This window comes from Kribbella sp. NPDC004536 (assembly GCF_042873835.1).
In the GTDB taxonomy this organism is placed as follows: domain Bacteria; phylum Actinomycetota; class Actinomycetes; order Propionibacteriales; family Kribbellaceae; genus Kribbella.
This window is the reverse complement of the sequence record NZ_JBIALY010000005.1, coordinates 272447-296125: the sequence shown is the minus strand read 5'-3', so window position 1 is coordinate 296125 and position 23679 is coordinate 272447. Positions and strand designations below refer to the sequence as shown.

21 protein-coding genes and 1 riboswitch are annotated in these 23679 nt (G+C 68.9%); of the genes, 4 read left to right on the top strand and 17 right to left on the bottom strand.

The genetic code is table 11. The annotated features are described in order from the left end of the window. Positions 1-61: 61 nt before the first annotated feature. The 9 genes from cobS to ACFYRU_RS37260 all read right to left on the bottom strand — a co-directional run bounded on the left by cobS (position 62) and on the right by ACFYRU_RS37260 (position 7663). Positions 62-871 (bottom strand): adenosylcobinamide-GDP ribazoletransferase, encoded by an 810-nt coding sequence (cobS, locus tag ACFYRU_RS37300; RefSeq protein ID WP_387668080.1) that lies wholly within the window; start codon positions 869-871, stop codon positions 62-64. Further along, a complete protein-coding gene (locus ACFYRU_RS37295) occupies positions 868-1425 on the bottom strand; it encodes a bifunctional adenosylcobinamide kinase/adenosylcobinamide-phosphate guanylyltransferase (protein ID WP_387668078.1) in 558 nt (185 codons plus the stop codon). Before ACFYRU_RS37295 ends, cobS begins: the two co-directional genes overlap by 4 nt. Further along, a complete protein-coding gene (locus ACFYRU_RS37290; protein WP_387668075.1) occupies positions 1418-2227 on the bottom strand; it encodes an ECF transporter S component in 810 nt (269 codons plus the stop codon). Before ACFYRU_RS37290 ends, ACFYRU_RS37295 begins: the two co-directional genes overlap by 8 nt. Beyond that, positions 2224-3831, bottom strand: coding sequence for an ABC transporter ATP-binding protein (locus ACFYRU_RS37285; protein WP_387668072.1), 1608 nt, complete (start codon positions 3829-3831; stop codon positions 2224-2226). The genes ACFYRU_RS37290 and ACFYRU_RS37285 overlap by 4 nt, the downstream gene beginning before the upstream one ends. After that, positions 3828-4913, bottom strand: a complete 1086-nt coding sequence (locus ACFYRU_RS37280) for an energy-coupling factor transporter transmembrane component T (protein WP_387668069.1) — start codon at positions 4911-4913, stop codon at positions 3828-3830. The genes ACFYRU_RS37285 and ACFYRU_RS37280 overlap by 4 nt, the downstream gene beginning before the upstream one ends. Then, complete coding sequence (locus ACFYRU_RS37275) at positions 4914-5621, bottom strand: SCO2322 family protein (protein ID WP_387668066.1); 708 nt, start codon at positions 5619-5621, stop codon at positions 4914-4916. A 114-nt stretch (positions 5622-5735) separates the two neighbouring features. Beyond that, positions 5736-5803, bottom strand: a riboswitch (cobalamin riboswitch). 32 nt (positions 5804-5835) lie between these two features. After that, the gene (locus ACFYRU_RS37270) at positions 5836-6045 is read right to left on the bottom strand and encodes a hypothetical protein (protein WP_133999242.1); all 210 of its coding nucleotides are present in this window, start codon (positions 6043-6045) and stop codon (positions 5836-5838) included. Beyond that, positions 6042-7052 (bottom strand): aldo/keto reductase family protein, encoded by a 1011-nt coding sequence (locus ACFYRU_RS37265; protein WP_387668063.1) that lies wholly within the window; start codon positions 7050-7052, stop codon positions 6042-6044. The genes ACFYRU_RS37270 and ACFYRU_RS37265 overlap by 4 nt, the downstream gene beginning before the upstream one ends. A 23-nt stretch (positions 7053-7075) precedes the next feature. Further along, positions 7076-7663 carry a DUF3043 domain-containing protein gene (locus ACFYRU_RS37260; RefSeq protein WP_387668060.1) on the bottom strand — a complete coding sequence of 196 codons (588 nt, stop codon included), beginning with the start codon at positions 7661-7663 and terminating at the stop codon, positions 7076-7078. Between the two features lie 166 nt (positions 7664-7829). Here ACFYRU_RS37260 and ACFYRU_RS37255 point away from each other — a divergent pair, with 166 nt between their 5' ends. The 4 genes from ACFYRU_RS37255 to ACFYRU_RS37240 all read left to right on the top strand — a co-directional run bounded on the left by ACFYRU_RS37255 (position 7830) and on the right by ACFYRU_RS37240 (position 11396). Beyond that, positions 7830-8654, top strand: coding sequence for a PspA/IM30 family protein (locus ACFYRU_RS37255; protein ID WP_387668058.1), 825 nt, complete (start codon positions 7830-7832; stop codon positions 8652-8654). Then, positions 8651-8926, top strand: a complete 276-nt coding sequence (locus tag ACFYRU_RS37250; protein WP_387668055.1) for a hypothetical protein — start codon at positions 8651-8653, stop codon at positions 8924-8926. The genes ACFYRU_RS37255 and ACFYRU_RS37250 overlap by 4 nt, the downstream gene beginning before the upstream one ends. A 292-nt stretch (positions 8927-9218) precedes the next feature. Further along, complete coding sequence (locus ACFYRU_RS37245) at positions 9219-10745, top strand: sugar transferase (RefSeq protein ID WP_387668052.1); 1527 nt, start codon at positions 9219-9221, stop codon at positions 10743-10745. A 57-nt stretch (positions 10746-10802) separates the two neighbouring features. Next, positions 10803-11396, top strand: a complete 594-nt coding sequence (locus ACFYRU_RS37240) for an RNA polymerase sigma factor (RefSeq protein WP_387668049.1) — start codon at positions 10803-10805, stop codon at positions 11394-11396. Between the two features lie 15 nt (positions 11397-11411). On the opposite strand, the gene ACFYRU_RS37235 is transcribed toward ACFYRU_RS37240, so the two are convergent. The 8 genes from ACFYRU_RS37235 to asnB all read right to left on the bottom strand — a co-directional run bounded on the left by ACFYRU_RS37235 (position 11412) and on the right by asnB (position 23678). Then, positions 11412-11831, bottom strand: a complete 420-nt coding sequence (locus tag ACFYRU_RS37235) for a hypothetical protein (RefSeq protein WP_387668047.1) — start codon at positions 11829-11831, stop codon at positions 11412-11414. Next, entirely contained in the window at positions 11831-13432 is a 1602-nt protein-coding gene (locus ACFYRU_RS37230; protein WP_387668044.1) for a right-handed parallel beta-helix repeat-containing protein, read from the bottom strand. Before ACFYRU_RS37230 ends, ACFYRU_RS37235 begins: the two co-directional genes overlap by 1 nt. Positions 13433-13467: 35 nt before the next feature. Next, positions 13468-14730, bottom strand: coding sequence for a hypothetical protein (locus tag ACFYRU_RS37225; RefSeq protein WP_387668042.1), 1263 nt, complete (start codon positions 14728-14730; stop codon positions 13468-13470). Then, positions 14727-16364: a hypothetical protein gene (locus ACFYRU_RS37220; protein ID WP_387668039.1), complete on the bottom strand. Its 1638-nt coding sequence runs from the start codon at positions 16362-16364 to the stop codon at positions 14727-14729. Before ACFYRU_RS37220 ends, ACFYRU_RS37225 begins: the two co-directional genes overlap by 4 nt. Further along, on the bottom strand, positions 16361-17581 hold the full coding sequence (locus ACFYRU_RS37215; protein WP_387668037.1) for a Wzz/FepE/Etk N-terminal domain-containing protein: 1221 nt from the start codon (positions 17579-17581) through the stop codon (positions 16361-16363). Before ACFYRU_RS37215 ends, ACFYRU_RS37220 begins: the two co-directional genes overlap by 4 nt. Positions 17582-17658: 77 nt before the next feature. Further along, positions 17659-19578, bottom strand: coding sequence for an alginate lyase family protein (locus ACFYRU_RS37210; protein ID WP_387668034.1), 1920 nt, complete (start codon positions 19576-19578; stop codon positions 17659-17661). After that, positions 19575-21731 carry a bi-domain-containing oxidoreductase gene (locus ACFYRU_RS37205; RefSeq protein ID WP_387668032.1) on the bottom strand — a complete coding sequence of 719 codons (2157 nt, stop codon included), beginning with the start codon at positions 21729-21731 and terminating at the stop codon, positions 19575-19577. Before ACFYRU_RS37205 ends, ACFYRU_RS37210 begins: the two co-directional genes overlap by 4 nt. A gap of 27 nt (positions 21732-21758) precedes the next feature. After that, on the bottom strand, positions 21759-23678 hold the full coding sequence (gene asnB, locus ACFYRU_RS37200; RefSeq protein WP_387668031.1) for an asparagine synthase (glutamine-hydrolyzing): 1920 nt from the start codon (positions 23676-23678) through the stop codon (positions 21759-21761). Position 23679 lies beyond the last annotated feature (1 nt).

Genomic DNA, 23679 nt, shown 5'->3' with positions numbered 1-23679 from the left:
ACTTGATCGTTCCACCGGCGACAGTAGACCACCGTGGGGACGGGGTGGTGGAGGTGAGCGCTCACACGGTCAGGGCGAGGGTCAGGAGTGCAACCGGGAAGGCGAGTTCGACGGTTGCACCGAGCACGTCGCCGGTGGTTCCCCCCAGCTTCTTGGTCGCCTGACGGCTGGTGATGAAGCTGGTTGCGACGGCCGTCAGCACGGCGGCTGCGACACCGCAGAGGCGAAGCCAGGTTGTCGCGTGCTGCTGGGTGAGGGCGGGGTGGGACAGCCACGTGAGGCCGATGGCTGGTGCGAGGACGAGGGCTGTTGCGAAATCGGCGGTGAGCGGGCGGACGGTGGTGGCTACTACGGTGCCGAGGCCGTCGGGGCGGGCGGCGGGGATTGTCGTACGGCAGGACCAGGGGAGGGTGAGGCGGCTTGCGACGGTGGCGATCAGCACTGCCTGCCAGCCGAAGCCGGCCTGCAGGCAAGCCGTCAGCGCGGCGACGTCGACCAGCAGTACGCCGACGATCGCGACCACTCCGAACGGCCCGATGTCGCTCTGCTTCATGATCCGCAGCATCGTCTCCCGATCCCGCCGGGACCCGAGCGCATCCGCGAAATCCGCCAGCCCGTCCAGGTGCAAACCACCCGACAACCCCGCGACCACCAGCACCCCGAGCACAGCCGCCAGCAGGTCGGCCTCCGGCCGCAGAAGCTGAGCCAGCGCAACCACGGCGGCCGCAACCGCACCGACCAAGACGCCGACCAGAGGCGCCAGCACCATCGCGCGCCCACCAACCACCCGATCCACCCGCCGGGGAACACCACTAGGCAGCACGGTCAGAGTCCCGAACGAGAGCCGGAAGCCATCACCCCAGCTACTCATGTGAGGGGGATGGTTCGGCCGGCGATGGTCCAGAGAGCTTGGGTGGAGGACAGCGAGATGGTGGTGTTGAGGCGGCCCATCAGGTCGCGGAAGAGCCGGGTGCCGGGGTCGGCGGGGACGATGCCGGAGCCGACGTCGTTGCTGACGGCAACTACACGGCGCGGGGTGGACCGCCAGGCGTCGGCCAGGCGGCTGATCTGCTGCTCGACGAGCTCGATGCGGGTGGGATGCGCTGCGCCGAGGTCGGTGCGCGCGAGGTCGTCCCAGACGTTCAGGGCATCCATGGTGCGGGACAGCCAGAGGGTCAGGCAGTCGATCAGCAGCGGTGGGCCGTCGGCTTCCAGCAATGGGACCAGGTCGACGGTTTCGGCGAGGCCCCAGGTTGCGGGGCGGCGGGCGCGGTGTTTGGCGACGCGGCCGGCCCACTCGGGGTTGCCGGCGTCGTCGCCGCCGGTGGCGACGTACAGGACGTCCGGTACGCCGGCCAGCAGCCGCTCGGCCGCGATCGACTTGCCGGAGCGCGCGCCGCCGAGTACCAACGTACGGTCAGGCATCTGTCCTCCCAGGTTCGAAGACCACCGGCGCTTCGAACGCCGCCTTGCGTGCGGTCCGCCGGAACGCGTTCAGGATCGGCCGCCCGAGCACCAGCACCAGCACCGCGCAGAGGATCCCACGGGGAATGTCCCACCCGAGCGAGGTCGCGACCACGAACAGGAAGTACCGGTGCAGGTTCTCCGCCAGCGAATCACCGGGCACGAACGAGAAGTCGCTGCCGAACGTCGCGTACGGCCAGAACCAGAGGTTCATGACGATCCCGTAGAGCACCCCGGACACCAGCGAGTACGCCGCCAGCACCAGCAACTCCAGCCGCCCGCCGACCCGCGGCAGCAGCCCGGCCAGGCACCCGACCCACGCGCACGCGAACATCTGGAACGGCATCCACGGCCCGACCCCACCGCTGATCAGCGCCCCGCCGAGCAGCGACACCGCCCCCAGGACGAACCCGAACCCGGCGCCGAACGCCCGCCCGGCCAGCACCAGCAGGAAGAATCCGGGCTCGAGCCCCGCGGTGCCGGGCCCCAACGCCCGCAGCGCGGCGCCGACCGCGGCGAGCATGCCGACGAGCGAGATCACCTTGGCGTCGATGCCGGACTCGGAGAGCTCCGCGAGTACGACGGCCACCAGCAGCGGGAGCAGCAACACGAAGAGCCAGGGGGCGTCGGTCGTGTGACCGATCGCCGACTCGCCGACCTGCGAGGTCTGGAAGAACAGCGGCCACGCGAAGGCGAGCACGCCGACGAGTGACGCGACGAGTAACGCGACGGTGCTGCGAGGCTTCAGGCGGATCAGATTCATGAGGCTCGGTCCAGAGCTTCGGCGACTTGTCCGACCGTCAGGAACGGCAGCGGTGCCAAGATCTTCGCGACCTGGGGTGCGAACGCCGGCGACCCGGCGATCACCTCGGCCGTCGGGCCGTCGCTGACCAGTTCGCCCTCCGCGAGCACGAGTACCCGGGTGGCGACCTCGGCCACCATCTCCACGTCGTGCGTCGACAGCACCACCGCGTGTCCGGCAGCCGCCAGTTCGCGCAGGATCGCCACCAGGCGTCGCTTGGCGCCGTAGTCCAGTCCACGCGTGGGCTCGTCCAGCAGCAGCAACGGCGGCGCACCGCACAGTACGACGGCCAGCGCGAGGCACAGCCGTTGTCCCTCGGACAGATCACGCGGGTGTACGTCCAATGCCACGTCCGGCGCGAGCCGCTCCAGCAAGCGCCTGCAGCTACCGGCAGGCACCTTGAAGTCGGAGTCCGCGCTGGCGCACTCGTCGGCGACAGTGGCGGCGTACAACAGGTCAGCGGGCTCCTGCGGTACCAGGCCGACCGCCTTGACGAGCTGCTTGGGTTTGGTTCGACGCGGGTCTGTCCCGGCCGAGACTGCGCTGCCAGCGCGCACCGGCACGATGCCTACCAATGCGTTGAGGAGTGTGGACTTGCCTGCGCCGTTGCGGCCCATCAGCGCGACCACCTCGCCGGCCTTGATGCTGACGGAGACACCGCGCAGCGCGGTGACAGTGCCGTAGCTGACTACCAGGTCCTTGCAGTGGGCAAGCTCCGGTCCTAGTGGTCTCGCACGCCGCGAGGGAGGAGGGGTGAGATGAGAGCGCAGGGTTGTTGCAGCGCGCCGTGCGTCCCGTACAGAAAGCGGAAGTGGTGACCAGCCAGCGAGCCGTCCTAGCTCTACGACAGGTGGTGCAACGGGTGCTGTGACCATCCGTTCAGCAGGCAGCCCGGTCGACACGGCGGCGGCCCCACCCGGTACTTCGATCACCCTGTCTGCGTACTGGATCACCCGCTCCAGCCGGTGCTCAGCCATGACCACCGTGACGCCAAGATCGTGCACCAGCCGCTGCAGCGCCGCCAGCACTTCCTCGGCCGCTTGTGGGTCGAGCGCCGACGTGGGCTCGTCCAGTACGAGTACGGCAGGATGCGACGTCAGCGCCGCACCGATCGCGGTCCGTTGCCGCTGGCCGCCCGACAACGACGTCAGCGCCCGGTCACGTACGTCGGCCAGCCCGAGCAGGTCGAGCGTCTCCTCCACGCGCCGCCGCATCACGTCCGGCGCCACGCCGAGCGACTCCATGCTGTACGCGAGCTCGTCCTCGACCGTGTCGGTGACGAACCCGGCCATCGGGTCCTGCCCGACCATCCCGACCACGTCCGCAAGGTCCCGCGGCCGGTACTCCCGGGTGTCCCGCCCGGCCACCAGCACCCGTCCGGCGAGCGTACCGCCGGTGAAGTGCGGCACCAGCCCGTTGATTGCCCGGAGCAACGTGGACTTACCGGAGCCGGTCCGGCCGATGACCAGCGCAAGCTCACCCTCCGGCACGGTGAAGCTCACCTCCCGCAGGGCAGGCTCGCGCGCACCGTCGTACGTCACCGTCACCTGGTCGAACTCGATCATGCGGCGCCCTTCTTGAGCGGTGGGGCGGCCAGCGCGGGCACCAGGCCGACCAGTACGCCGAGGACCGGCAGTACTGGGACCGGTGGGACGACCAACGGTCCCGCCAGTAGTAGACCGTTCACGCCGCGGACGGCTGCGGTCACCATGGCTCCGGCGGCGATCGCACCGGCCGCTACGACGAGCCACTCGGGCAGGGCCCACGGGTCGGGCCGGTAGCGCGTACGGCTGACCCGCTGGCGTCCTACGGCCATCGCAGCGACTGCCAGTACTACGCCGACCGCCAGCGCGCCGGCTGCGAGCGGGAACGCCATGGAGTCGGTCAGCAACGCGTAGACACCGAGCAGAATCCCCAGCAGGCCAAGTAGTACGCACAACGCCGTGAGCCGGCGCTGACCACGAGGAGCCTGTGCAGTACGCCCGTACCCGCGGGAATCCATCGCAGCGGCCAGCTCCACCGACCTGTCCAGTGCACCTTCGAGAACCGGCATGGCCGTCGTACGGAAGCCGGCGCGAGTACGGCCGCGTAGACGACGGGCTGCACGGATCCGGCGGCCGTCCGTGACCAGCTGTGGCGCGAAGGTCAGCGCAACGACGCAGGCGACGCCCATCTCGTACAGGGCCCCCGGTAACGACTTCAGCAACCGCCGCGGGCTCGCCAGCGCGTTGGCCGCACCAACGCAGCACAGCATCACCGCCAGCTGGCCACCGTCGTACAGAGCGGTCACCAGGGCCTCTGCCGTGACCTGACCGCCGAGCTTCACGCCGGCGGCCCAGTCAGGTAACGGGATCTGCGGCAGGGTGAACAGCACTGTGTTGCCCTGCGAGCGGGTCGAGAGCAATGCCTGCAGGACCACACGGATCCCGATGACCAGCAGACCGAGCTTCAAGAACGCCGTGAAGCTGTGCGCCCACGGTGCGTCGCTCCGGCGCGCGGCAACGACAAAGCCGGTCACGGCGAGGATGAGGACCAGCAGGACCGGGTTCCGCGTCCTGCTGGCTGCGACCGCCATGCAGAGCGCCCACAACCACCAAGCCCCCGGGTGGAGTGCCCGGGGGAGTGTGAGGTTGTGGACGGCACGCATCTACTTGCTTGCGGTACGCCGACGGTTCAGGAACAGGCCGCCACCGGCCAGGAGTACGACCACCACGATCGCGATGATGATGCCCGTCCACGGCGTACCGCTGCTGTCCGAGGCGGCCGGAGCGGGCGCGGCCGAACCCACCGCGGACTTGATCTCCAGCGTCACGGGAGGGTCGGTGGCCGGGACCTTGATGTCCTTCACCTGGTCGCCGCAGCCCTTCGCCGGGTACCCGGCGATCCCACAGGTCAGGCCCTTCTCGATCCGTACCGGCCCGGTCGCGGCGAGCACCTGCGCGCCGGTCGAGGCTGTCGCGGTCACGACACAGGTACCGGTGGCCGGACTGGGCTTTTCACCAGTCAGAGCGTCCTCCGGCGTACCGGGGTCGACGACCAGCGCCACCCGCTTCTTGCCGTTCTCCGCGGGGGTCTTGCCGCAGATCGCGGCGAAGTCGCCGGCGGCCCGCGGTACGCGCGGCTTCGCGCCACCGAGGGCGAACCGCCAGCCCTCCACGGCTCCGTCCGGCGGGACGTAGGCGTCGGAGCCCTTCTGGGAGAACGCCCACTGGCCGTTCGTCCACTGGTAGTAGCCCCAGAAGCGGTAGCCGTCCTCCGCGCGGGCTGAGGTGGCAACGGTCCCAGCCAGCAGGAGACCCGCCAGCAGGCTGAGGACCAGGCGTACGGTCCGGCCAGTTCGAAATGGTGCAGTCATTGTCGTTCCTCGGTCGGGCCGCAGCCCGATGGAGGAGGTCCCGCCTGCACCGGCAGGGTAGGGGCTCCACCCGCGGGCCACGGCGGGTAGTTGAGCCTGACTGCCTGCGTCCCAGTGTTCCGGCTCGTCACCAATCTGGTGACCTACGGTTGCGGGTCAGCGCCGGACTCGGACCGGCTTCCCTGTGACGCAGGCGTTGTGGTTCGACCGAAGCTTACTCTGCAGAGGAGAGGCTCATCGGGCCGTACACCTCACGGCCGTCCTCCAGCAGGTAGACCTGCCCGACCCCGCGGTCGGCCAGGTCCCGCCAGACCTCGCCCAGCCAGCTCTCCGCGTCGCCCTGGGCGGAGAAGTCGGCGCCGCCGACCTCACCGGGGTCGACCAGCGCACCGGTAGCGGTCTCGAACCGCCAGCTCCAGCTCACGAGTTCGGCCGCTTCTGCGGGGAGTTCTGCGCGGTCTTCGCCGGGTCGCTCTCGACGATGTGGCCGAGCACCTCGTCGATCCGCTTCAGCAGGTCGTCGTCCAGCTTGACGCCGGAAGCCTTGACGTTCTCGGTGACCTGCTCGGGCCGGGAGGCGCCGATGATCGCGGAGGCGACGTTCGGGTTCTGCAGCACCCAGGCGATCGCCAGCTGCGACAGCGACAGGTCCACCTCGGCGGCCAGCGGCTTGAGCTCCTGGACCCGGGTCAGCACGTCGTCGGTGAGGAACCGCTTGATGAAGTTCGACCCGTTCGCGTCGGTGGCCCGGGAACCCTCCGGCGGCTGCTGACCGGGCAGGTACTTGCCGGTGAGCACGCCCTGCGCGATCGGCGAGAAGACCACCTGGCTGATGCCCAGCTCCTCCGACGCCGGGACGACCTCACCCTCGATCACCCGCCAGAGCATGCTGTACTGCGGCTGGTTCGAGACGAACGGGATCCGCAGCTCGCGGGCCAGCCGGTGGCCCTCCTGGAGCTGCTCCGCGGTCCACTCCGAGACGCCGATGTAGAGCGCCTTGCCCTGCCGGACGACGTCGGCGAAGGCCTCCATCGTCTCCTCGAGCGGCGTCTCGGTGTCGTACCGGTGCGCCTGGTAGAGGTCGACGTAGTCGGTGCCGAGCCGCCGCAGCGAACCGTTGACCGACTCGTGGATGTGCTTGCGGGACAGGCCGGTGTCGTTCGGTCCGCCGGGACCGGTCGGCCAGTACACCTTGGTGAAGATCTCCAGCGATTCGCGGCGCTCGCCGGCCAGCGCCTCGCCGAGCACCGACTCGGCCTTGGTGTTGGCGTAGGTGTCGGCGGTGTCGAACGTCGTGATGCCGGCCTCCAGGGCCGCCCGGACGCAGGCCTTCGCCTGCTCGTTCTCCACCTGCGAGCCGTGCGTCAGCCAGTTGCCGTACGAGATCTCGCTGACCTTGAGACCACTGTTGCCCAGATAGCGGAAGTCCATAGCGAAACCCTACTTGCCAGGGCTCAGGACGGCTTCTCGCCGCGCTTCACCATCGGCTTGGGCAGCCGCCAGCGGCGCATCTGCATGGTCCGCCGGACCGCGTAGAAGCCGATGCCCTTGGTGGACTCCTTCGGGAACTTGATCCGCAGCTGCTTCTTCAGTCCCTGCGTGAGCAGGAACCAGTCCGCCGCGATCAGCAGGATCATGAACAGGAACAGCAGGTTGACCATCCCGGCCAGCCACGGGAACTGCGGCGAGAACACCACGCCGACCAGCGACACCACCAGCAGGATCGGCAGCGCGAACTCCATCACCGAGTAGCGCGCGTCCACGTAGTCCCGGGCGAAGCGCCGGACGGGGCCCTTGTCGGCGGCCGGCAGGTACCGGTCGTCGCCGGTCTGCATGGCCGCCTGCATCTTGGCCCGCTCGGTGCGCATCTTGTCCCGCCGGATCGCCGAGGCCTCCTTGCGGTTGCGCGGCTTCTTGAAGGCCTGCTTGCGGGCCGCCTCTGCTTCCTTGCGGCTCGGCGTGGGACGGCCCTTGCCGCCCGGCTTGCCCTGGGGCTCGGCAGGTACGGTGGTAGCTGTCTCAGACTTGGTACGACGGAACACGGGGTCAGAACCTCATTCGCAGGGCAGGTCGCGACTCGGGGTGGTCCCCGGACCTCACGACTACTTTATCCGGGCCGGTCCTGATGGTCTGGTGACCCATAGGGACATAGGGTGGATGACACGCACGCCGGGTCGTCAGTCCGGCACAGAAGGGGTACGGATATCGATGAGCATCTTCAAGCGGATGTCGACGATCTTCAAGGCCAAGGCGAACTCCGCCCTGGACAAGGCCGAGGATCCTCGCGAAACCCTTGACTACTCGTATCAGAAGCAGCTCGAGCTGCTCCAGAAGGTCCGCCGCGGCGTCGCCGACGTGGCCACCAGCCGCAAGCGGGTGGAGCTGCAGGCGTCCCAGCTGCAGTCGCAGTCGGCGAAGCTGCAGGAGCAGGCGCAGAAGGCGCTCTCGATGGGCCGCGAGGACCTGGCCCGGGAGGCCCTGACCCGCAAGTCCGGGTTGCAGGGCCAGATCGACGACCTGCAGACCCAGCACGCGCAGCTGCAGGGTGAGGAAGAGAAGCTCACGCTCGCCTCCCAGCGGCTGCAGGCCAAGGTCGAGTCCTTCCGGACCCGCAAGGAGACCATCAAGGCCACCTACACCGCGGCCGAGGCGCAGACCCGGATCAACGAGGCCTTCTCCGGCATCTCCGAGGAGATGAGCGACGTCGGTCTCGCGGTCCAGCGGGCCGAGGACAAGACCCAGCAGATGCAGGCCCGGGCCGGCGCGATCGACGAGCTGCTCGCCTCCGGCGCGCTCGACGACGCCAGCGGCACGGTCAAGGACAACATCACCCTGGAGCTGGACCGGATGTCGTCCGGCTCCGACGTGGAGAACGAGCTGGCCGCGATGAAGGCCCAGCTGGCCGGCGGCAGTGCGCCGAAGGAGCTCTCCGGTGAGGGACAGCAGGCCGCCCAGCCCGCCCAGCCAGTGCAGCAGCCGGCCACCCAACCAGTCTCGGAGCCGGCGCGACCTCAGGACGGAGATGTTCGGTGATCGTTCGCATCATGGGTGAAGGCCAGTGGCGACTGGCCGACGAGAAGCTGGACGCGCTCAACGCGGTCGACGGCGACCTGGAGAAGGCCGTGTCGTCCGGCGACGAGGCGGCGTACCAGTCCGCGTTCGCGGCCCTGCTGGACTTCGTCCGTTCCGGCGAGAAGGTGCCGGACGACGAGCTGCACGACTCCGACGCGATCCTGCCCCCGTCGGACAGCTCGCTGGCGGAGATGCGCGAACTGATCAGCGGCGACGGGCTGATCGCCGGCTGACGCAGCGCCGACTGACACTTGGCGATCCTTGCCCCGACCCGGCAACTGATCACTTGAAGTAGTCGTTTGAGGCCCCTGGGAATCCGGAAACGGGTTCCCGGGGGTCTTTGTATTCCGGAACCTGGGAGTCGGGTTGCTTGGGGGTAAACACTCGCCGCGGGTGCTGTTTTCCGCTGCGGCCACGTAGTACTCTCTGGTTCACGTCGTTGTGGGGGCGACGTTGGACGAGGTCCGTGACGGGGAGTGGGTTGGTCGCGGGTTTCGCTTTTTCACCTGTGGGGGGTGACTGTGCGTGACTGAGTTCGTCATGTCCGAGGGGTTGGCCGATCCGGCTGACTTACGGCCGGCGCCGTCGGGGGAGCGTCGTCGGCCGGTCTGGGTGGTACCGGACGAAGTACCGGCGATCGTGCCGCGCGCAGCGCGGTTCACCGAGCCGCGCTGGGTCGCGAAGTACCGGTGGGCAGCGCTCGCCGGTGACTTGGCGGCCGCGCTGTTCGGGGTGTCGCTGGCACTGGTGGTCCGGTTCGGGGCCCAGATCAACCTCGGCTACGTGCTGCTGGGGGCCGCGTTGCCGGTCGCCTGGCTGGTCTGTGTGGCGCTGGAGCGGGGCTACGAGTCCCGCTACTTCGGCACCGGGCCGGAGGAGTTCCGCTCGATCATCCGGGCGGCCGTCGCGCTGACCGCGGTGGTCGCCGTGACGTCGTACGCGACGAAGAGCCAGGTTGCGCGTGGCTTCGTCGTCCTCGCGGTACCGATGACCTGTCTGGCGGCGATGTTCGCCCGCTGGCTGCTGCACCGGCAGATCTCCAAGCGCCGGTTCCTGAACCGCTGCATGCGCCGGGTACTCGTTGTCGGCCGCAACGACCAGGTGACCACGCTGCGCCGGCACCTGGAGGAGCGGAAGACCGACGGGTACGTCGTGGTGGCGAGCTGCCTGCCGCGCGGCGACGCGTTCGAGGAGCCGGAACCGGAGCTGCTGGGCCGGGGCGAGATGGACATCCTGAAGGCCGTCGACGAATGGGACGTCGAGGTCGTCGCGGTGGCGGCCGACCCGGAGCTCAGCGGGCATTCGCTGCGCAAGCTCTCCTGGGCGCTGGAACAGCGCGGCGTGGACCTGATCGTCTCGCCGGGCATCGTCGAGGTGGCCGGGCCGCGGATCTCGATCCGCCCGGTCGCCGGGCTGTCGCTGCTGCACCTGGAGCGGCCGTCGGTGAGCGGCGGGCCGCACGTGCTGAAGAACATCTTCGACCGGATCGTCGGCTGCCTGATGCTGCTGGCGCTGACGCCGTTGCTGCTGGCCACGGCGGTCGTCGTGAAGCTCACCAGCCGTGGACCGGTGCTGTTCAAGCAGACCCGGGTCGGCCGTGGCGGCGAGCAGTTCCGGATGCTGAAGTTCCGCACGATGGTGGTCGACGCCGAGGAACGCAAGGCCGAGCTGCACTCGCTGAACGAGGGCAACGGGATCCTGTTCAAGCTCCGCGACGACCCGCGGATCACGAAGGTCGGCAAGTACCTGCGCCGGTTCTCGATCGACGAACTGCCGCAGCTGGTGAACGTGCTCCGGGGGGACATGTCACTGGTCGGCCCGCGGCCGCCGCTTCCTGCCGAGGTGGCGCAGTACCAGATCGACGACGCGCGCCGGATGCTCGTGAAGCCGGGGCTGACCGGCCTGTGGCAGGTGAGTGGCCGCAGCGACCTGACCTGGGAGGAGTCGATGCGGCTCGACCTGCGGTACGCCGACAACTGGTCGATCGCGCTGGACCTGCTGATTCTGTGGAAGACCGCGCGCGCCGTGCTGGGGAGCGACGGCGCGTACTAGGCGGTTGCAGTACTGATTGCTGTGCATTTTTGCTGTGCATTCCCGAGGGGGGAATTCGTGACCGTAGTAATGGAGAGGTCGGCCGACACCCGATCCGAAGCCGCGGCCCTGGTGATCCAGGCCGCGGCCGGGGACCAGGATGCCTGGAGCCGGTTGGTCGACCACTATGCGCGGCTCGTCTGGGCCGTGACCCGGAGCTTCCAGCTCAGTGACAGCGACGCCGCCGACGTCTCGCAGGTGGTCTGGTTGCGGTTGCTCGAGCACGTCAACCGCGTCGACCCCGAGCGGGTCGGTGCCTGGCTGGTGGTCACCACCCGCCGGGAATGCCTGCGGGTGCTGGCCTTCCGCAAGCGCGTGCTGCTCACGTACGAGTCGTCCGTACTGGAGGGGGTGCCGGCGGATCAGCCGGCGCTCGACGCGGACCTGATCGCGGGGGAGCGCGCCGACGACGTACGCCGGGCGCTGCGGAGCCTCCCGGAGCGGTGGCAGCAGCTGCTCGGCATGCTGATGGCGGACCCGCCGCTGCCGTACGCGGTGATCTCCGAGACGCTCGGGCTGCCGGTCGGCAGCATCGGGCCGATGCGCGGCCGGTGCCTGGACAAGCTCCGGGTGCTGCTCGACAACCAGGACAGCCAGCGCCGCGTTTCCTAGCGCGGAACCAATCTCCTAGAGCGGAACCCAGGCGGTGCGGACCGGCAGATGACCTGTCGACGGCCAGCGTACGACGAAGCTCGTGAGCTGTGGCCGCATCCAGGTCATCGTCCGGCCGCGCGACCACAGGATCGCCAGCGGGCCACGTACGCCGGGCATGTGTGACTCCACCACGACCGGTCCGTCAGGACTGACCGCGAGGTTCACGGTCAGCAGCCTGTCGCCGCTGGTCGTGACCTCGACGGTGCAGTTGTGCCCAGCGAACCGGAGCCGGCGGACCGGGAGCCGGGCCCCGTCCGGGGTGTCGACCAGGCTGTCGAACACCAGGTCGAGCACCGCGAGGTCCCAGTCGTGGTCGAGGTACGCCGCGCGGCCCGCGGCCGCGACCTCCGCCACCCTGTCGGCGTCGCCGCGCTCGCCTGTTGCACGCACCATCAGCGACCTCCCGGGGTGATGATCTTGACCACGCTGTCCTGGTCCTGGCCGTACGGAGCGCCCTGCCACATCGCCCAGTTCACGGAGTTGCCCTGGTCGTGGATCAGGAAGTGCCACGGGCCCGCGTAGGTGTTGTCGTAGAACGAGTTGCCCTGCTTGAACGTGATCCAGTCCTGGATCGCGTCGTCGTGGTACGGCGAGTCCTTCCAGGCCGGGTACGTCCCCCAGTTCGAGAACAGGCCGTTGTAGCCGCAGCCGGTTCGGGCCCCGCAGTTGTCGGCCATCTTGTCCGGGTCGAGCGAGAACAGGTTGTCGTGGACGAGGACGTTCTGGGTCTTCCACCGGCAGTCGTCCTTGTACGGCTCCTTCGGGAGGTTCGCCTCCGTGCAGGTTCTGGCCGTGACCGCGGGGTTCACCAGGGTGCTCGAGTGCGTACTGGTGTTGGCCGGCGAACCGGCGAACCGGTCCGCGTTCTCCCACAGGATCACGCCGGACCAGTTGTCGGTGAACACGTTGCCGGTGATCTCGAACTTCTTGTTGTACGGTCCGGGCACCCGGCTGTCGCTGCCTGACTCGGACACGTACAGCGCACCGGTCGGGAAGCCCTGGATCCGCGGACCCGCCTCCCAGCCGTTGTGGACGAACGTGTTGCCGCGGATCAGTGCGTTGTAGCTGGCTTCGTAGATGATGCCCTGGGCACTGTTGTCGGACAGGTAGTTGTTCTCGAACAGGAACCCGACGCTGTTCGTGTCCACCCAGAGGCCGACGCCCTTGTTGTCGTGGACCCAGTTGTTCCGTACGACGCCCTTGCTGGTCATCCAGAACTTGCCGCCGCCGGTACAGCCGCAACCCGGCCGGCGGACCTCCCAGTCGTCGGTGTTGTTGGCGGAGATCTCGTTGCCGTCGAGGACGACACCCGCCACGTTGTGCGGGTTGTACGCGTTGAAGCCGTACTGGCCGTTCGCGGTCAGGCAGTTGCCTCGCACAACGTTCTTGGTGCCGATCATCAGGCCGGCACCGGCGTTGTCCTGGATCGTGTTGTGCTCGATCACCCAGCCGGCGGCCGAGTCGTGGTTGACCACGCCCTCGTCGTTGTTGGTGCCGCGGCCGCCGAAGTTCTGGATGGTCAGGTTCTTCACCGTGACGTTGCTCGCGAGGCCCGTGAACGCGTAGCGGTTCTCCTTGGCGCCGTCCAGGACCGCCCCGGGCGCGCCGATGTAGGTGTTGCCGGCCTTCGGGATCACCTGGCTGTACTCGCCGGCGCCCAGCAGGTGGACGCCTGGAGCCAACCAGAACGTCGTACGCCTGGGGTTTGCCCTGGTCAGGTCGGCGAGGTTCTGCCTGGGGCTGACCGTGACCGCACCGGCCGGCGCCGCGGCCGGACCGGCGAGCAACGCGGCGTTGCCGCACACCTTGGCGGGTGGTGTCTGCGGAGCCTGCCCCGGCACCGCGGAAGTTGCGGCCGACGAGCCCGCGCGAGGTGTCCGGGCGTGGTCGTCCTGGTCGCCGAGGCGCACGATCGTGACCGTGGCGGCGGCGGCGAGGACGAGCGCGCCGACCACCACGACAGGTCTACGTCGGTACCACACGCGATGCTCCATTTGTCTTCCTCATCCGGGGGGCGATGGGGGGTCGATCAGCTGTGCACGAGCGGCATCTGACCCTCACGGGTGGATGCTTGATAGACGAGCGACGCCCCCAGCGTGAGCTCGAGCAGGTACGGCGTCGCCTCACTGAGTCCGCTCTCGGTGAACGAGGCGACCACGCAGTAGGCGACGAGGAACAGGGCGAGCGCCCGGTGCGGTCCTTGCGGTACGAACCAGGCGGCGGTCAGGACGAACAGCACCATCACGATCGTCAGCGCGACACCGACCAGCCCGACGTCGTAGTAGGTGCCGAGCCAGTTGCTGTCGATCGGCAGCCCGTGGAACGACTTGTTGGACAGGCCGAACCCGAACAGGGTCTCGAAGGTCGAGCGTGGCTGCGCCAGGATCGCGTCCCACACCGCCTTGCGACCGGTCAGCGCACCCAGCTGCTCGGTGTCCTGGCCACGAGCCAGCCAGGTCGCCACCACCGAGCCGAGCGTCAGCGCGCCGAGGGTGAAGACGACGACGCCGACCGCGAACGCCTTCCGTACCCGCGAGCGGGCAGTGAACAGGCTGAGTCCCGCGATCGTCACACCGGCCACCATCGCGACCAGGGCGGTCCGGGTGTGGGTGAGCAGGAGGACCGGGACGGACACCACGACACTGGTGAACGCCACCGTTCGCTTGAGCAGGCCGGACATCCAGAGCACGACCGTGAGGCCGATGGCCACCGCGGAGTAGTGCGCGACCTGGGTCGGTGGGATCGGCCAGAGAGCGCCGCCGAGCCGGTTCTCGGTCATCGCCAGGCCGGGTGCGACGAGGAACCCGACGACGACGGTGGCGATGATTCCCCACAGCGCCATCAGGTGCGTACGGACCAGCAGCAGGTCACGGCGTGTCCACCACGGAGTGAGCAGCCAGAGCACCAGAGCGAATCCGCAGAGCCGGCTCGCTCGGAACAGGGCGCCCAGTAGGAACTCGGCCCGGACGCTCGCCAGGAGACCCTCCACGGCCAACGTCAGCAGCAGGGCGACGTAGACACTGCGGCGGATCCGGACCGGCCGGTTCACCGTCAGCACGACCGTCAGCGCGCCGAGCAGGGAGCCTTGGGTGATGAGCTTCCCGACGGCCCCCGGGATCGGGAGGATGTGCGGGGCGCCCGGGAAGAACGTCATCACGTTCACCACCAGCAGGACCCAGGCCAGCTGGACCCGGCGGCGCCGTCTGACCTCGGGTGCGACCACCCGCCTGGTCGGACGGGGTCGGAGCCTCGTGGTCAGCTGGCTGCCGGGCTGGGTACTGACCGTGGTCATCGGCCGAACATCTCGACGTCGACGGACCGGGCGTGGCCGGCCTCGGCCTCGGCGACGCCGACGCTCTCGTCGGTGCGGTCCGGACGGAGCACCACGGTGGTGTCGATCTCGAGTCCGGCCAGCCTGAGCATCTCACCGGTCGCGTGGATCTTGGTCGTGGTCGTCTCTCCCGCGGTCACAAGGACGGCGGCGTGAGACGACCAGGTGGCCAGGTGGTCCGCGCCGAGGGCCGGCGTCAGCGTGGCCAGGCTGAGCACGATGTCGGCGGCCTCCCAGGCTGCGTCGAGCGCGATGTCCTGGGTGCCGGCCGGGCGGCCGGTGTCGCCGATCCGCAGGTACGCCCCCACGGACGGGCCGCCGTGCGGGTCGGCCAGATGTACGTCGATCCGCCGTCCGGCCGCACTGAACGTCGACTCGTGCGTACCGGACTCCTTGACGCCCAGCAGGTGCGCCAGGTCGCCGCCTTCGCTCAGGTCGCCGACCAGTACGTACTTGCCGTCCTCGGCCAGCGAGACCGCCAGCGACGCGACCGCGAGGGCACACGTCCGGACGTCGTCGACACTGACCACGGTGATCGCCGGTGTGGGTCGTTCGGCCCAGAAGATGCGCTGGTCGAGGTGCTGGACGATGAGCTTGTTCTCCGGGTTGCGGCGCTGCGACTCGCGCAGCATCCGCGGGAACGGGAGCAGCTGCCACCGGGGCGGCCGCGCCGTGCTCAGCCGGACGCGGGCGCCCAGCGCGTGGGCGATGTCCTGCCGCTTCCACAGCTTGTCGGAGATCAGGGCCCTGACGATGACGAACCCGAGGCCGAGGAAGAGTCCCGCGATGATGCCGGTGGCAGCACTGATCGCGATCGTCTTCTTCGCCGAGACGTGCACCGGTGCGGCCACGTCGAGGATCCGGCTGCTGTTCATCTTCGCGTCCTGGACCTGCTGGTCCATCAGCTGCTGGCGGACGAACGCGACCCGCTCGCGCGCGGCGACGAGCCGGACGCCCTGCGGGGTGTTCGGATTCTTCAGCGGGTCGGCCAGCGGGTCGTCGCCGGTCGCGCTGACCGCCTGCTCGGCCAGCGCCAGGGCGTTCTGCGACGCGACCAGGTCACGGCTGAGCGGAGCGGCCTGCAGGTCGATCTGCTCCTTGCGGTAGACGAGGAAGACCTGCGCGATCACCGTCGCCAGCTTGGTGGACTCGTCGGTGGTCTTGGCCTTGGCGGTGATCTCCATCACCCGGTCGGTCGGGGCGACGACGTCGTACTGCTTGAGCAGCTCGTCCGGGGTCTCGGGGAGCGCGAGCAGGTCGATCACCCGCTGGGCGACGGTGTGCGTGGTCGCCAGGCTCACGTCCGTCGCCATCTGGGTGACCGGGTCCTCGCCGTCGCGGTGGGTGATCAGCAGCCGGGTCAGCGACGAGCTCGGCGCGGGCAGCACGACGGTCGACGCCAGTCCGCCGGCCAGTCCGATGATCCCCAGCGTCACCCAGATCCGCAGATGCCGGCGGAGCGCGTCGCGGAGGAACCGGAAGGTGACAAGGGTGTCCGGCGGGAACGCCGCCGATCGCTCGGCGTCGAACAGGCCGTCGTCGTCGGTCCAGACCGGGTCGCCGGAGGCAGGCTCGGTGTAGGGCTGGTTGCTCATTTGGTCCTCCTCGCCGTGCCGGTGAGGAGGGTGGGCAGTCGCGAACTGGAGCGGCGGGTGGACGGCGAGACCCGGCCGATGGTGCGGTCCGTCGGGTCGGGATCGGTGACCACGAGGCCGTCGATCTCGCGGTCGTCGGCCGCCGCGGCGACCGCCAGCCGGGCCAGTTCCTCGGCCGTGACGACACCGGCCGACAAGGCGATGATCGTGTTCGTGGTGCGCTCGGTGCCGGCCAGGTGGGGCTGGTCCCGGTCGACCACGACCAGATGAATGGTCAGGGCGGTCGCGCCGGGCGGCTCCTGGAGCGTGTCGATCACGATCGAGGTGGAGATGCCGATCGAGGTCGCCAGCGCCGCCAGTTGCGCGCCGAACGGCAGCGCGCGCTCGTCGCCTGTGAACGAGAGCACGGTCAGCGAGACCGGGGTACCGCCGCGGACGTCGAGCCCGAGGTGGTGCAGCGTCTTGCGCAGGTTCCACGCCTCGACCGACGTCGGCGAGTAGTGGTCCAGCAGGTACGTCCAGTCGGACACGTCGGTGGCCCGGTACGACGAGACCGAGGCCAGTACGGGCAGCGCGACCGCGTCGGCGATCTCGTCCCGCAGCCGCAGCCGGCGATCGCCGCGGACCCTGGCCAGCACCCCGATCGAGCCGGCCGCGGCGCCCGCCAGCGCGCCGAGCAGACCGAAGATGCCGAGATGGACGGCCAGATTGCCGCCTTGTGCGGTGGTCGCTCGTTCCAGCACCCGTGCCCCCGTTTTCCTCCCCAGGTCGCCGGGCAGCTTCTGGTCCGTGGTGACGAAGACCAGGTAGACCTCGGCGACCGCGTTCGCCAGTCTCATCGACTGCTGTGCCGTCGTTCCCTTCGCCTCGATCTTGATGACGTAGTCGGTGACGGCGGTGACTTTCACCCGCGCGCGGACCTTCTCGGCCGACAACAGCGGCGTCATGTTCTGGCCGGCGCTGCTGAGCACCGGTTCGCTTTCGGCGATGTAGACCTGCGTGTCGATGCTCTGCGAATCCGCCGTGGTGGCCGTGTTGGTGTTCGTGGCCGGCGTCGGCGGCAGGACGACGAGCGAGGTGGCGGTGTGCATGGCCGGTACCAACAGCCCGTACGCGATCCCGCCGAGCAGGCCGACCGCTGCCGCGGCGGCCACGATCAGGCGGTGTCTGCGCAGTGCCCGCCAGGACTTCTTGACGTCGAGCTGCTGTGCGCTCACAGTCCCCTCCAGTCGAACGTCACGGTCATGTCCTGTTATTAGAGGGCGACCGGCGGGAGGTGATACAACTTCCGTGGTCAGAAACGGAAACGAAAGGTACTGACCGCGACCGAGCCGGCTCCGAGCGTGCCTTCGCCGACCAGGGTCGTGGCCGGCACCTTGTGACCGAAGCGCGGCGAGTACCAGCCGAGGAGCGGGTCGTCGCTACCGCGGTACGCCGTCCACGTCAGCCCGGCCGGCAGCTCGACCACGGCGTCTCCGCCCGTCCAGTGCAGCTGACCGGTTGCCAGGTCCGCCACCACGTCCGGCCCCAGCTGCCACGCGATCCGTACGTCCGCGGTGGCGTCGAGGCGGTCTTCCACGCGGAGTACGCCGTTCTCGAGGGTCGCCGTACGCCGGTGTGTCACGGGGGCGTAGCCGTCGTGTTCGGCTTCCCACGTGGTGGGGGAGTGCCGTACGACCTTGCCGGTTGCCCCGCGCAGCCAGAGGAACGGGCCGCCCCACGTCGACTGTTCGGCACGGGCCACCTCGACGGTGTTGTGGGCGATCGTCGAGCGGAAATAGTTCCGCCACTCCTCTTCGCCGTGGTAGCAGTACGTCCCGGGGTCTGCCAGGACGTCCACGCCGTCGACGCGCACCTCCAGGGACAGCGCGTCGGAGTGCGCGTGCGCGGCGATGGACAGGAAGCCGTGCGGGCCGGCGTCCGCTCGGCACCACACGTCGTCGCTGCGAAGGATGGTCAGACCGGCGTCCCTGAAGTGGCCTGGGCGTTCAGCGGGGCGGTCTGGCTGCCGGCCGTTGATCAGCGAGCCGACGATGACCGAGGTCGCCGTACTCGGGCTGTCCGGCCACCAAGGCGTTTTACCGACCACAGCAGCGCCAAGAGACAGGTACGCCGACCACGTGCTCGCGTCCGGCGGGTCCAGTACCAAGACCATGCCCTCGTCGTCGTCTCCTTGCCGTGGTGGGCGTAGCCGGTTGTCGACGATTGCTGCGGCTACGTCGACCGTGCGGGTCAGCAGGGACCACGTGTCTTGGCTGAGTGGGTGTCCGGCGTTGTCTGCTTCCAGTGCGGCGTAGAGGCCGAGCTCTGAGACGAAGCGGTGGTAGTCGGTGGCCAGCTCGCGATTCACACCGGAAGGGAACGTGTTGGCGTCCAGCTCCTTCTCCAGCAGGGCTGCGGCGTTCGTACGCCAGCGGTCGCTCTTGCTGAACCAGGGGAAAGCACAGGCGCCTACGAGCTGACCGGCTGCTTCCGCTATGACGTGGTTGTTCGCAGACGAGCCGTGGCTCTGGAACGCCGCCAGGTAGCGCTGGTGCCAGTAGAGCTGCTGCAGCGCCAGCTCGTTGTGTTCGAACAGACTGGTGATCTCAGGCCAGTCATTGAGCAGGCGGCGGATCCAGGTCCAGCTGATCAGCCGCAGACCGACCTCGATGCCGCTCGCCCAGTGCACACCGGACAGGAACGGGTTCGCGCGCCACCAGTCGTTGAGGTGGTCGGCGACACGTTCGGCGTACCGGTCGTCGTGGGTCAGGAACCAGGCGGCGGCCAGCTGGGTCAGGTGGTGGTGACGCGACAGCTCCCAGACCTGCTTGATGTTGCCGACGGCCTGTTCGTTGCGGTGGTTCAGCTTGAACACGTACTGCGCCGGGTCCGAACGGCGGCCCGTGACCGGGTCGCGGAACCAGTCCGGGGCCTTCAGATCCGTACGGTCGACACCTAGTACTTCGAGGTTGCCCGCCATGATGGCGTCGGCCTGTTCGATGACCGCCTTGCGGGCTTCCTCGGGGACGTCGCGGGCGGTGTTCGCCGCGAGCGTCGTACCGAACGTCCGGTCGTTGCGGATCGGGAGATGCAGGTTTGCGTCCTGCCCGGGCCTGACCTGCTGGTAGGCCCAGGCAGTCCGCCGTCCGGCATCGCTGGTGCGCTGGATGAGTTCGGTGGGGGACATCCGGCGCAGGCGGCGGACGTACCAGCCCAAGGGCTGGCGGGTCACACGGTCTCCGGTTTGCCGGAGGCCAGGCTGCGGTCGACTGCGATGGTGGCGCGGGTGGTGGCGACCAGTTGCTCGAACGGGATCGGCATCGGTCCGCCGGACTTGACGGCGGCGACGAAGCGCTCGAGTTCGGTGCGCTGGCCCTTGTCGGTACTGCGGGACTTGCGGGTGGCGGGTTTGCGCCCGGTCCACACCGACGCGGCCTGGAAGTTGTCGAACCGGGCGTTGCGGCCGCCGCCGGTGATGTCGATCGTCTCCTTCGGGAAGCGCGCGTTGCCGCCGCCGACGTACGCGATCGTGCCGACGGAGCCGTTCGCGAACCGGAGCGTGACGAGGACGTCGCCGGTGTCCGGGCCGGGTACCGCGTACACCTCGGTCGGCAGGCTGTTCAGCCACCAGGTGAGCGTGTCGATGAAGTGGCCGCCTTCGCCGGCGAACCTCGTACCTTCCTTGCCGGCGTCGAGGTACCAGCTGGTGGAGTCGAGCTTGCCGGCGTTCACGAGATAGCGGACCGAGCTGTTGCCGCCCGGGGTGCCGAAGCGGTCCTTCAGGTCGGTCAGCAGCGGCGCGAACCGGCGGTTGAACCCGACCATCAGCCGGTCGTTGCCGGTGGCATCCACTGTGGCAACGATCCGGTCCAGCTCGTCGTCGGTCAGCGCCAGCGGCTTCTCGACGAACACCGCCTTCCCGGTCTCCAACGCCCGGCAGGCCAACTCCGCGTGGGAGCTGTGCCGGGTCACCACGAACACCGCGTCCAGGCTGTCGTCCGCCAGCACCTCGTTCGCGTCGGTCGACACCCCCTCGAACCCGAACCGCCGCTGAGCGTTCGCGGCCGACAGACTCTTGTTGGTAGCAACCCGCGCCAACACTGCCCGCTCATCCTTCTGCAGATGCGGCAGCAGCATGCTGGACGCATAGTTCCCCGCCCCCACAAACCCCACCCGCACAACATCTGTAGGAACAGCTTCCTGTCGACGGCTGACTCCCACGACGGGGCGATGGTCGAGCTCGGCAGCTTCTTCTTTCGGGTATTCGAAGAGGAAGCCGACGCCGGGGTAGGTGTTGGTGCTGAGTTTTTGGTAGACGTCGGTGGCTTCGGTGATGGGGAAGGTGTTGGCGATCAGGGAGCCGATGTCGATCTGTTCGCGGGCGATCAGGTCGACGAAGCACTCCAGGTTGCGGCGTTCGGTCCAGCGTACGTAGCCGGCCGGGTAGTCGATGCCCTGCAGCTCGTACCGGTCGTCGTACCGCCCAGGACCGTACGACCGCGAGAACCGGACGTCCAGCTCCTTGTCGTAGTACGCGTTCCACGGCAGGTCGAGCTTCGTCTTGCCGATGTCGACAACCCGCGCGCGATCCCGCGCCAACCGCGCCGCCGTCTCCACCGGACCGTTGGAATGCCCACCCGCAGCCAGCAGAATGTGATCCGCGCCCAGCCCATTAGATGCCTGCAGCAACGACCGCTCGAGCGCGGCCACTCCCGCCTCGTCCGGCGACGAGCAGTGCAAAGCGCCGGCCTTCTCCGCCATCCGGCAGCGGTCGGCGACCGTGTCGATCCCCCAGACACGCACCCCGGCCGCGACCAGCAGCCGTACGACCAGTTGCCCGACCAGCCCGAGCCCGATCACGACCGCGGTGTCACCCAGCTGTACCTCGGCCTGCCGCACACCCTGCATCGCGATCGCACCGACGGTGGAGAACGCGGCCTGCTCAGCCGGGACCCCGTCCGGCACCGGCACACAGAGGTTCAACGGCACCCAGTTGTACTCCGCGTGCAGCGCGAACTCGTTCCCCGCCGCGGCAACCAGCTGCCCGACGCTGAACTCCTCGGCACCAGCCCCGACCTCGACCACGACCCCGCACAGCGAGTACCCGAGCGGCGTGTACGAGTCGAGCTTGTTCATCACCTTCTTGTAGGTACTCATCACCCCCTGCTGCGCGACGGTGTCGAGTACCTTGCGGACCTGGTCCGGCCGCGCCTTCGCCTTGCCGACCAGTGACAGCTTCGCCTCGCCGACCTTCATCAGCTCGGTGCCGGTGGAGATCAGCGAGTACAGCGAACGCACCAGCACCCCACCCGGCGCGCAGGCCGGCGGCGGTACGTCGAGCACCGCCAGCTCGCCGGACTTGTAGTTCTGGGCAACCTGCTTCATAGCCGTCCTTCAGAGTCTTCAGAGTCTTCAGAGAGAGGTGATGGTGACACCGAGGTCCCGCATGTGCCGGGTCCAGGTCTCGAGGGTGAGCAACTGCCAGATCTGCTTGGAGTAGTCCTCGCGCCCGGCCCGTTCGTCGTCGACGAGCTTCTGGACGGCGCTCTGCCGCAGGAACCCGCTCCCGACGAGCTCGCCGCGCAGCAGTACGTCGTCCACCAGTTCGCGCAGGTCGTTGCGTACCCATGCCCGCAACGGCGCGCTGAACGAAGCCTTCGGCCGGTAGATGATCTCCTTGGGCAACCACGCCTCGGCCGCCTGCTTCAGCGCGAGCTTGCTGACCCGGCGGTGGATCTTGGCGCTGCCGGGGATCGAGAACGCCGCGCGCGCCACGATCGGGTCGACGAACGGGGTCCGTACCTCGGTCGATGCGGCCATGCTGGCGCGGTCGGTGTAGGTGAGGTTGAGCCCCGGGAGGAACATCCGCGAGTCCGCCAGACACATCCGGTTGACGTGGTCGTCGAGCGTCGTGTCGTGGTAGATGTCGCTGTGTTCGGCGAGCAGCTTCCCGACGTACGGCTCGAGGTCCGGGCTGATCAGTGCGGCCAGCTGGTCCCCGTCGTACATCGTGTAGCTGCGCCGGAACGCCTCCTCCTCGGGCAGGTTCGCGAACGTCGCGAACCGTTTCGCCCAGCGCGCGTACCGCAGCCCGCGCCCGTTCGCGGTCACCGGGAGCCGTCGTACGGCAGGTCCGATCAGGCCGTTCCGCAGTACGCCGGGGAGCCGTTGGTACTGCGCTCCCATCACACACGCGAGGTGTTTGCGGTAACCACCGAACAGTTCGTCGGCGCCCATCCCGGACAGCAGCACCTTCACGCCGGCGTCGCGGGCGGTGTCGCACATCAGTAACGTGTTGATCGCGGCCGGGTCGCCGATCGGCTCGTCCAGGATGTCGACGATCCGCGGCAGCAGCTCGACCACGTCCGGCGCGATCTCGATCTCGTGCAGGTCGATGCCGAACTGCTGCGCGAGCTTGCGCGCGTACACCGCGTCGTCCGGCATCGCCTCGAGCTTCTGGTCCTGCGCGCGGAACGTGATCGTGTACGAGTCGATCCCCGGATCCAGCTGCTTGGCCAGGACCGTGACGAGACTCGAGTCGAGGCCGCCGCTGAGGAACGTCGACACGCCGACGTCGGCGACCAGGTGCGCGGCCACCGACTCCTCGATCACCTGGCGCAGATCGGCGGGCGGACCGGCCGCGGCCTCGGTCGCGACGTCGGTCACCCGCCAGTACGTCTCGTGCCGGTTGCCGCCGTCCGGCCGGAACTCCGCCCACGAACCCGGCGCGAGCTTCTCGACCCCGTCGATCGCGCAGCGCTGTTCGGGCAGCCAGTAGTAGAGCATCGACGCGATCAGCGCGCCGGGCTCGGTGCGCAGCTCGGAGCCGACCGCGGCGACGAGCGCCTTCAGTTCGGACGCGAAGATCACGCCGCCCTGCCGGCGCAGGAAGTACAGCGGCTTGATGCCGAGCGGGTCGCGGGCCAGGTACAGGCTGCCGCTCTCCTCGTCCAGCATCGCGAACGCGAACATGCCGCGGAACCGCTTCAGTGCGTCCGGACCCCAACGCCGCCAGGCCTCCAGTACGACCTCGGTGTCGCCCGCGGTGCGGAAGTGCACGCCGTACTTCGACAGCTCGGCCCGCAGCTCCTTGTAGTTGTAGAGCTCGCCGTTGTAGCAGATCGTCAGACCCTGCTTGCTGAACGGCTGGTCGGCCGCGGACGACAGGTCGATGATCGACAGCCGGCGATGCGCCAGGAACGCGCGGACGTCACCCTCGTCGAACGCGTACACCCGGTCCGCGTCCGGGCCACGGTGCGCGATCCGGTCGCTCATCAGTTCCGCGAGCGCGTAGCCGTCACGCTGCTGGTAGCAGCCGGCGATGCCGCACATG

Coding starts and splice junctions, on each gene's coding strand:
- cobS (WP_387668080.1), bottom strand. CDS start 871: ATGAGTAGCTGGGGTGATGGCTTCCGGCTCTCGTTCGGGACTCTGACC.
- ACFYRU_RS37295 (WP_387668078.1), bottom strand. CDS start 1,425: ATGCCTGACCGTACGTTGGTACTCGGCGGCGCGCGCTCCGGCAAGTCG.
- ACFYRU_RS37290 (WP_387668075.1), bottom strand. CDS start 2,227: ATGAATCTGATCCGCCTGAAGCCTCGCAGCACCGTCGCGTTACTCGTC.
- ACFYRU_RS37285 (WP_387668072.1), bottom strand. CDS start 3,831: ATGATCGAGTTCGACCAGGTGACGGTGACGTACGACGGTGCGCGCGAG.
- ACFYRU_RS37280 (WP_387668069.1), bottom strand. CDS start 4,913: ATGCGTGCCGTCCACAACCTCACACTCCCCCGGGCACTCCACCCGGGG.
- ACFYRU_RS37275 (WP_387668066.1), bottom strand. CDS start 5,621: ATGACTGCACCATTTCGAACTGGCCGGACCGTACGCCTGGTCCTCAGC.
- ACFYRU_RS37265 (WP_387668063.1), bottom strand. CDS start 7,052: ATGGACTTCCGCTATCTGGGCAACAGTGGTCTCAAGGTCAGCGAGATC.
- ACFYRU_RS37255 (WP_387668058.1), top strand. CDS start 7,830: ATGAGCATCTTCAAGCGGATGTCGACGATCTTCAAGGCCAAGGCGAAC.
- ACFYRU_RS37235 (WP_387668047.1), bottom strand. CDS start 11,831: ATGGTGCGTGCAACAGGCGAGCGCGGCGACGCCGACAGGGTGGCGGAG.
- ACFYRU_RS37230 (WP_387668044.1), bottom strand. CDS start 13,432: ATGGAGCATCGCGTGTGGTACCGACGTAGACCTGTCGTGGTGGTCGGC.
- ACFYRU_RS37225 (WP_387668042.1), bottom strand. CDS start 14,730: ATGACCACGGTCAGTACCCAGCCCGGCAGCCAGCTGACCACGAGGCTC.
- ACFYRU_RS37220 (WP_387668039.1), bottom strand. CDS start 16,364: ATGAGCAACCAGCCCTACACCGAGCCTGCCTCCGGCGACCCGGTCTGG.
- ACFYRU_RS37205 (WP_387668032.1), bottom strand. CDS start 21,731: ATGAAGCAGGTTGCCCAGAACTACAAGTCCGGCGAGCTGGCGGTGCTC.
- asnB (WP_387668031.1), bottom strand. CDS start 23,678: ATGTGCGGCATCGCCGGCTGCTACCAGCAGCGTGACGGCTACGCGCTC.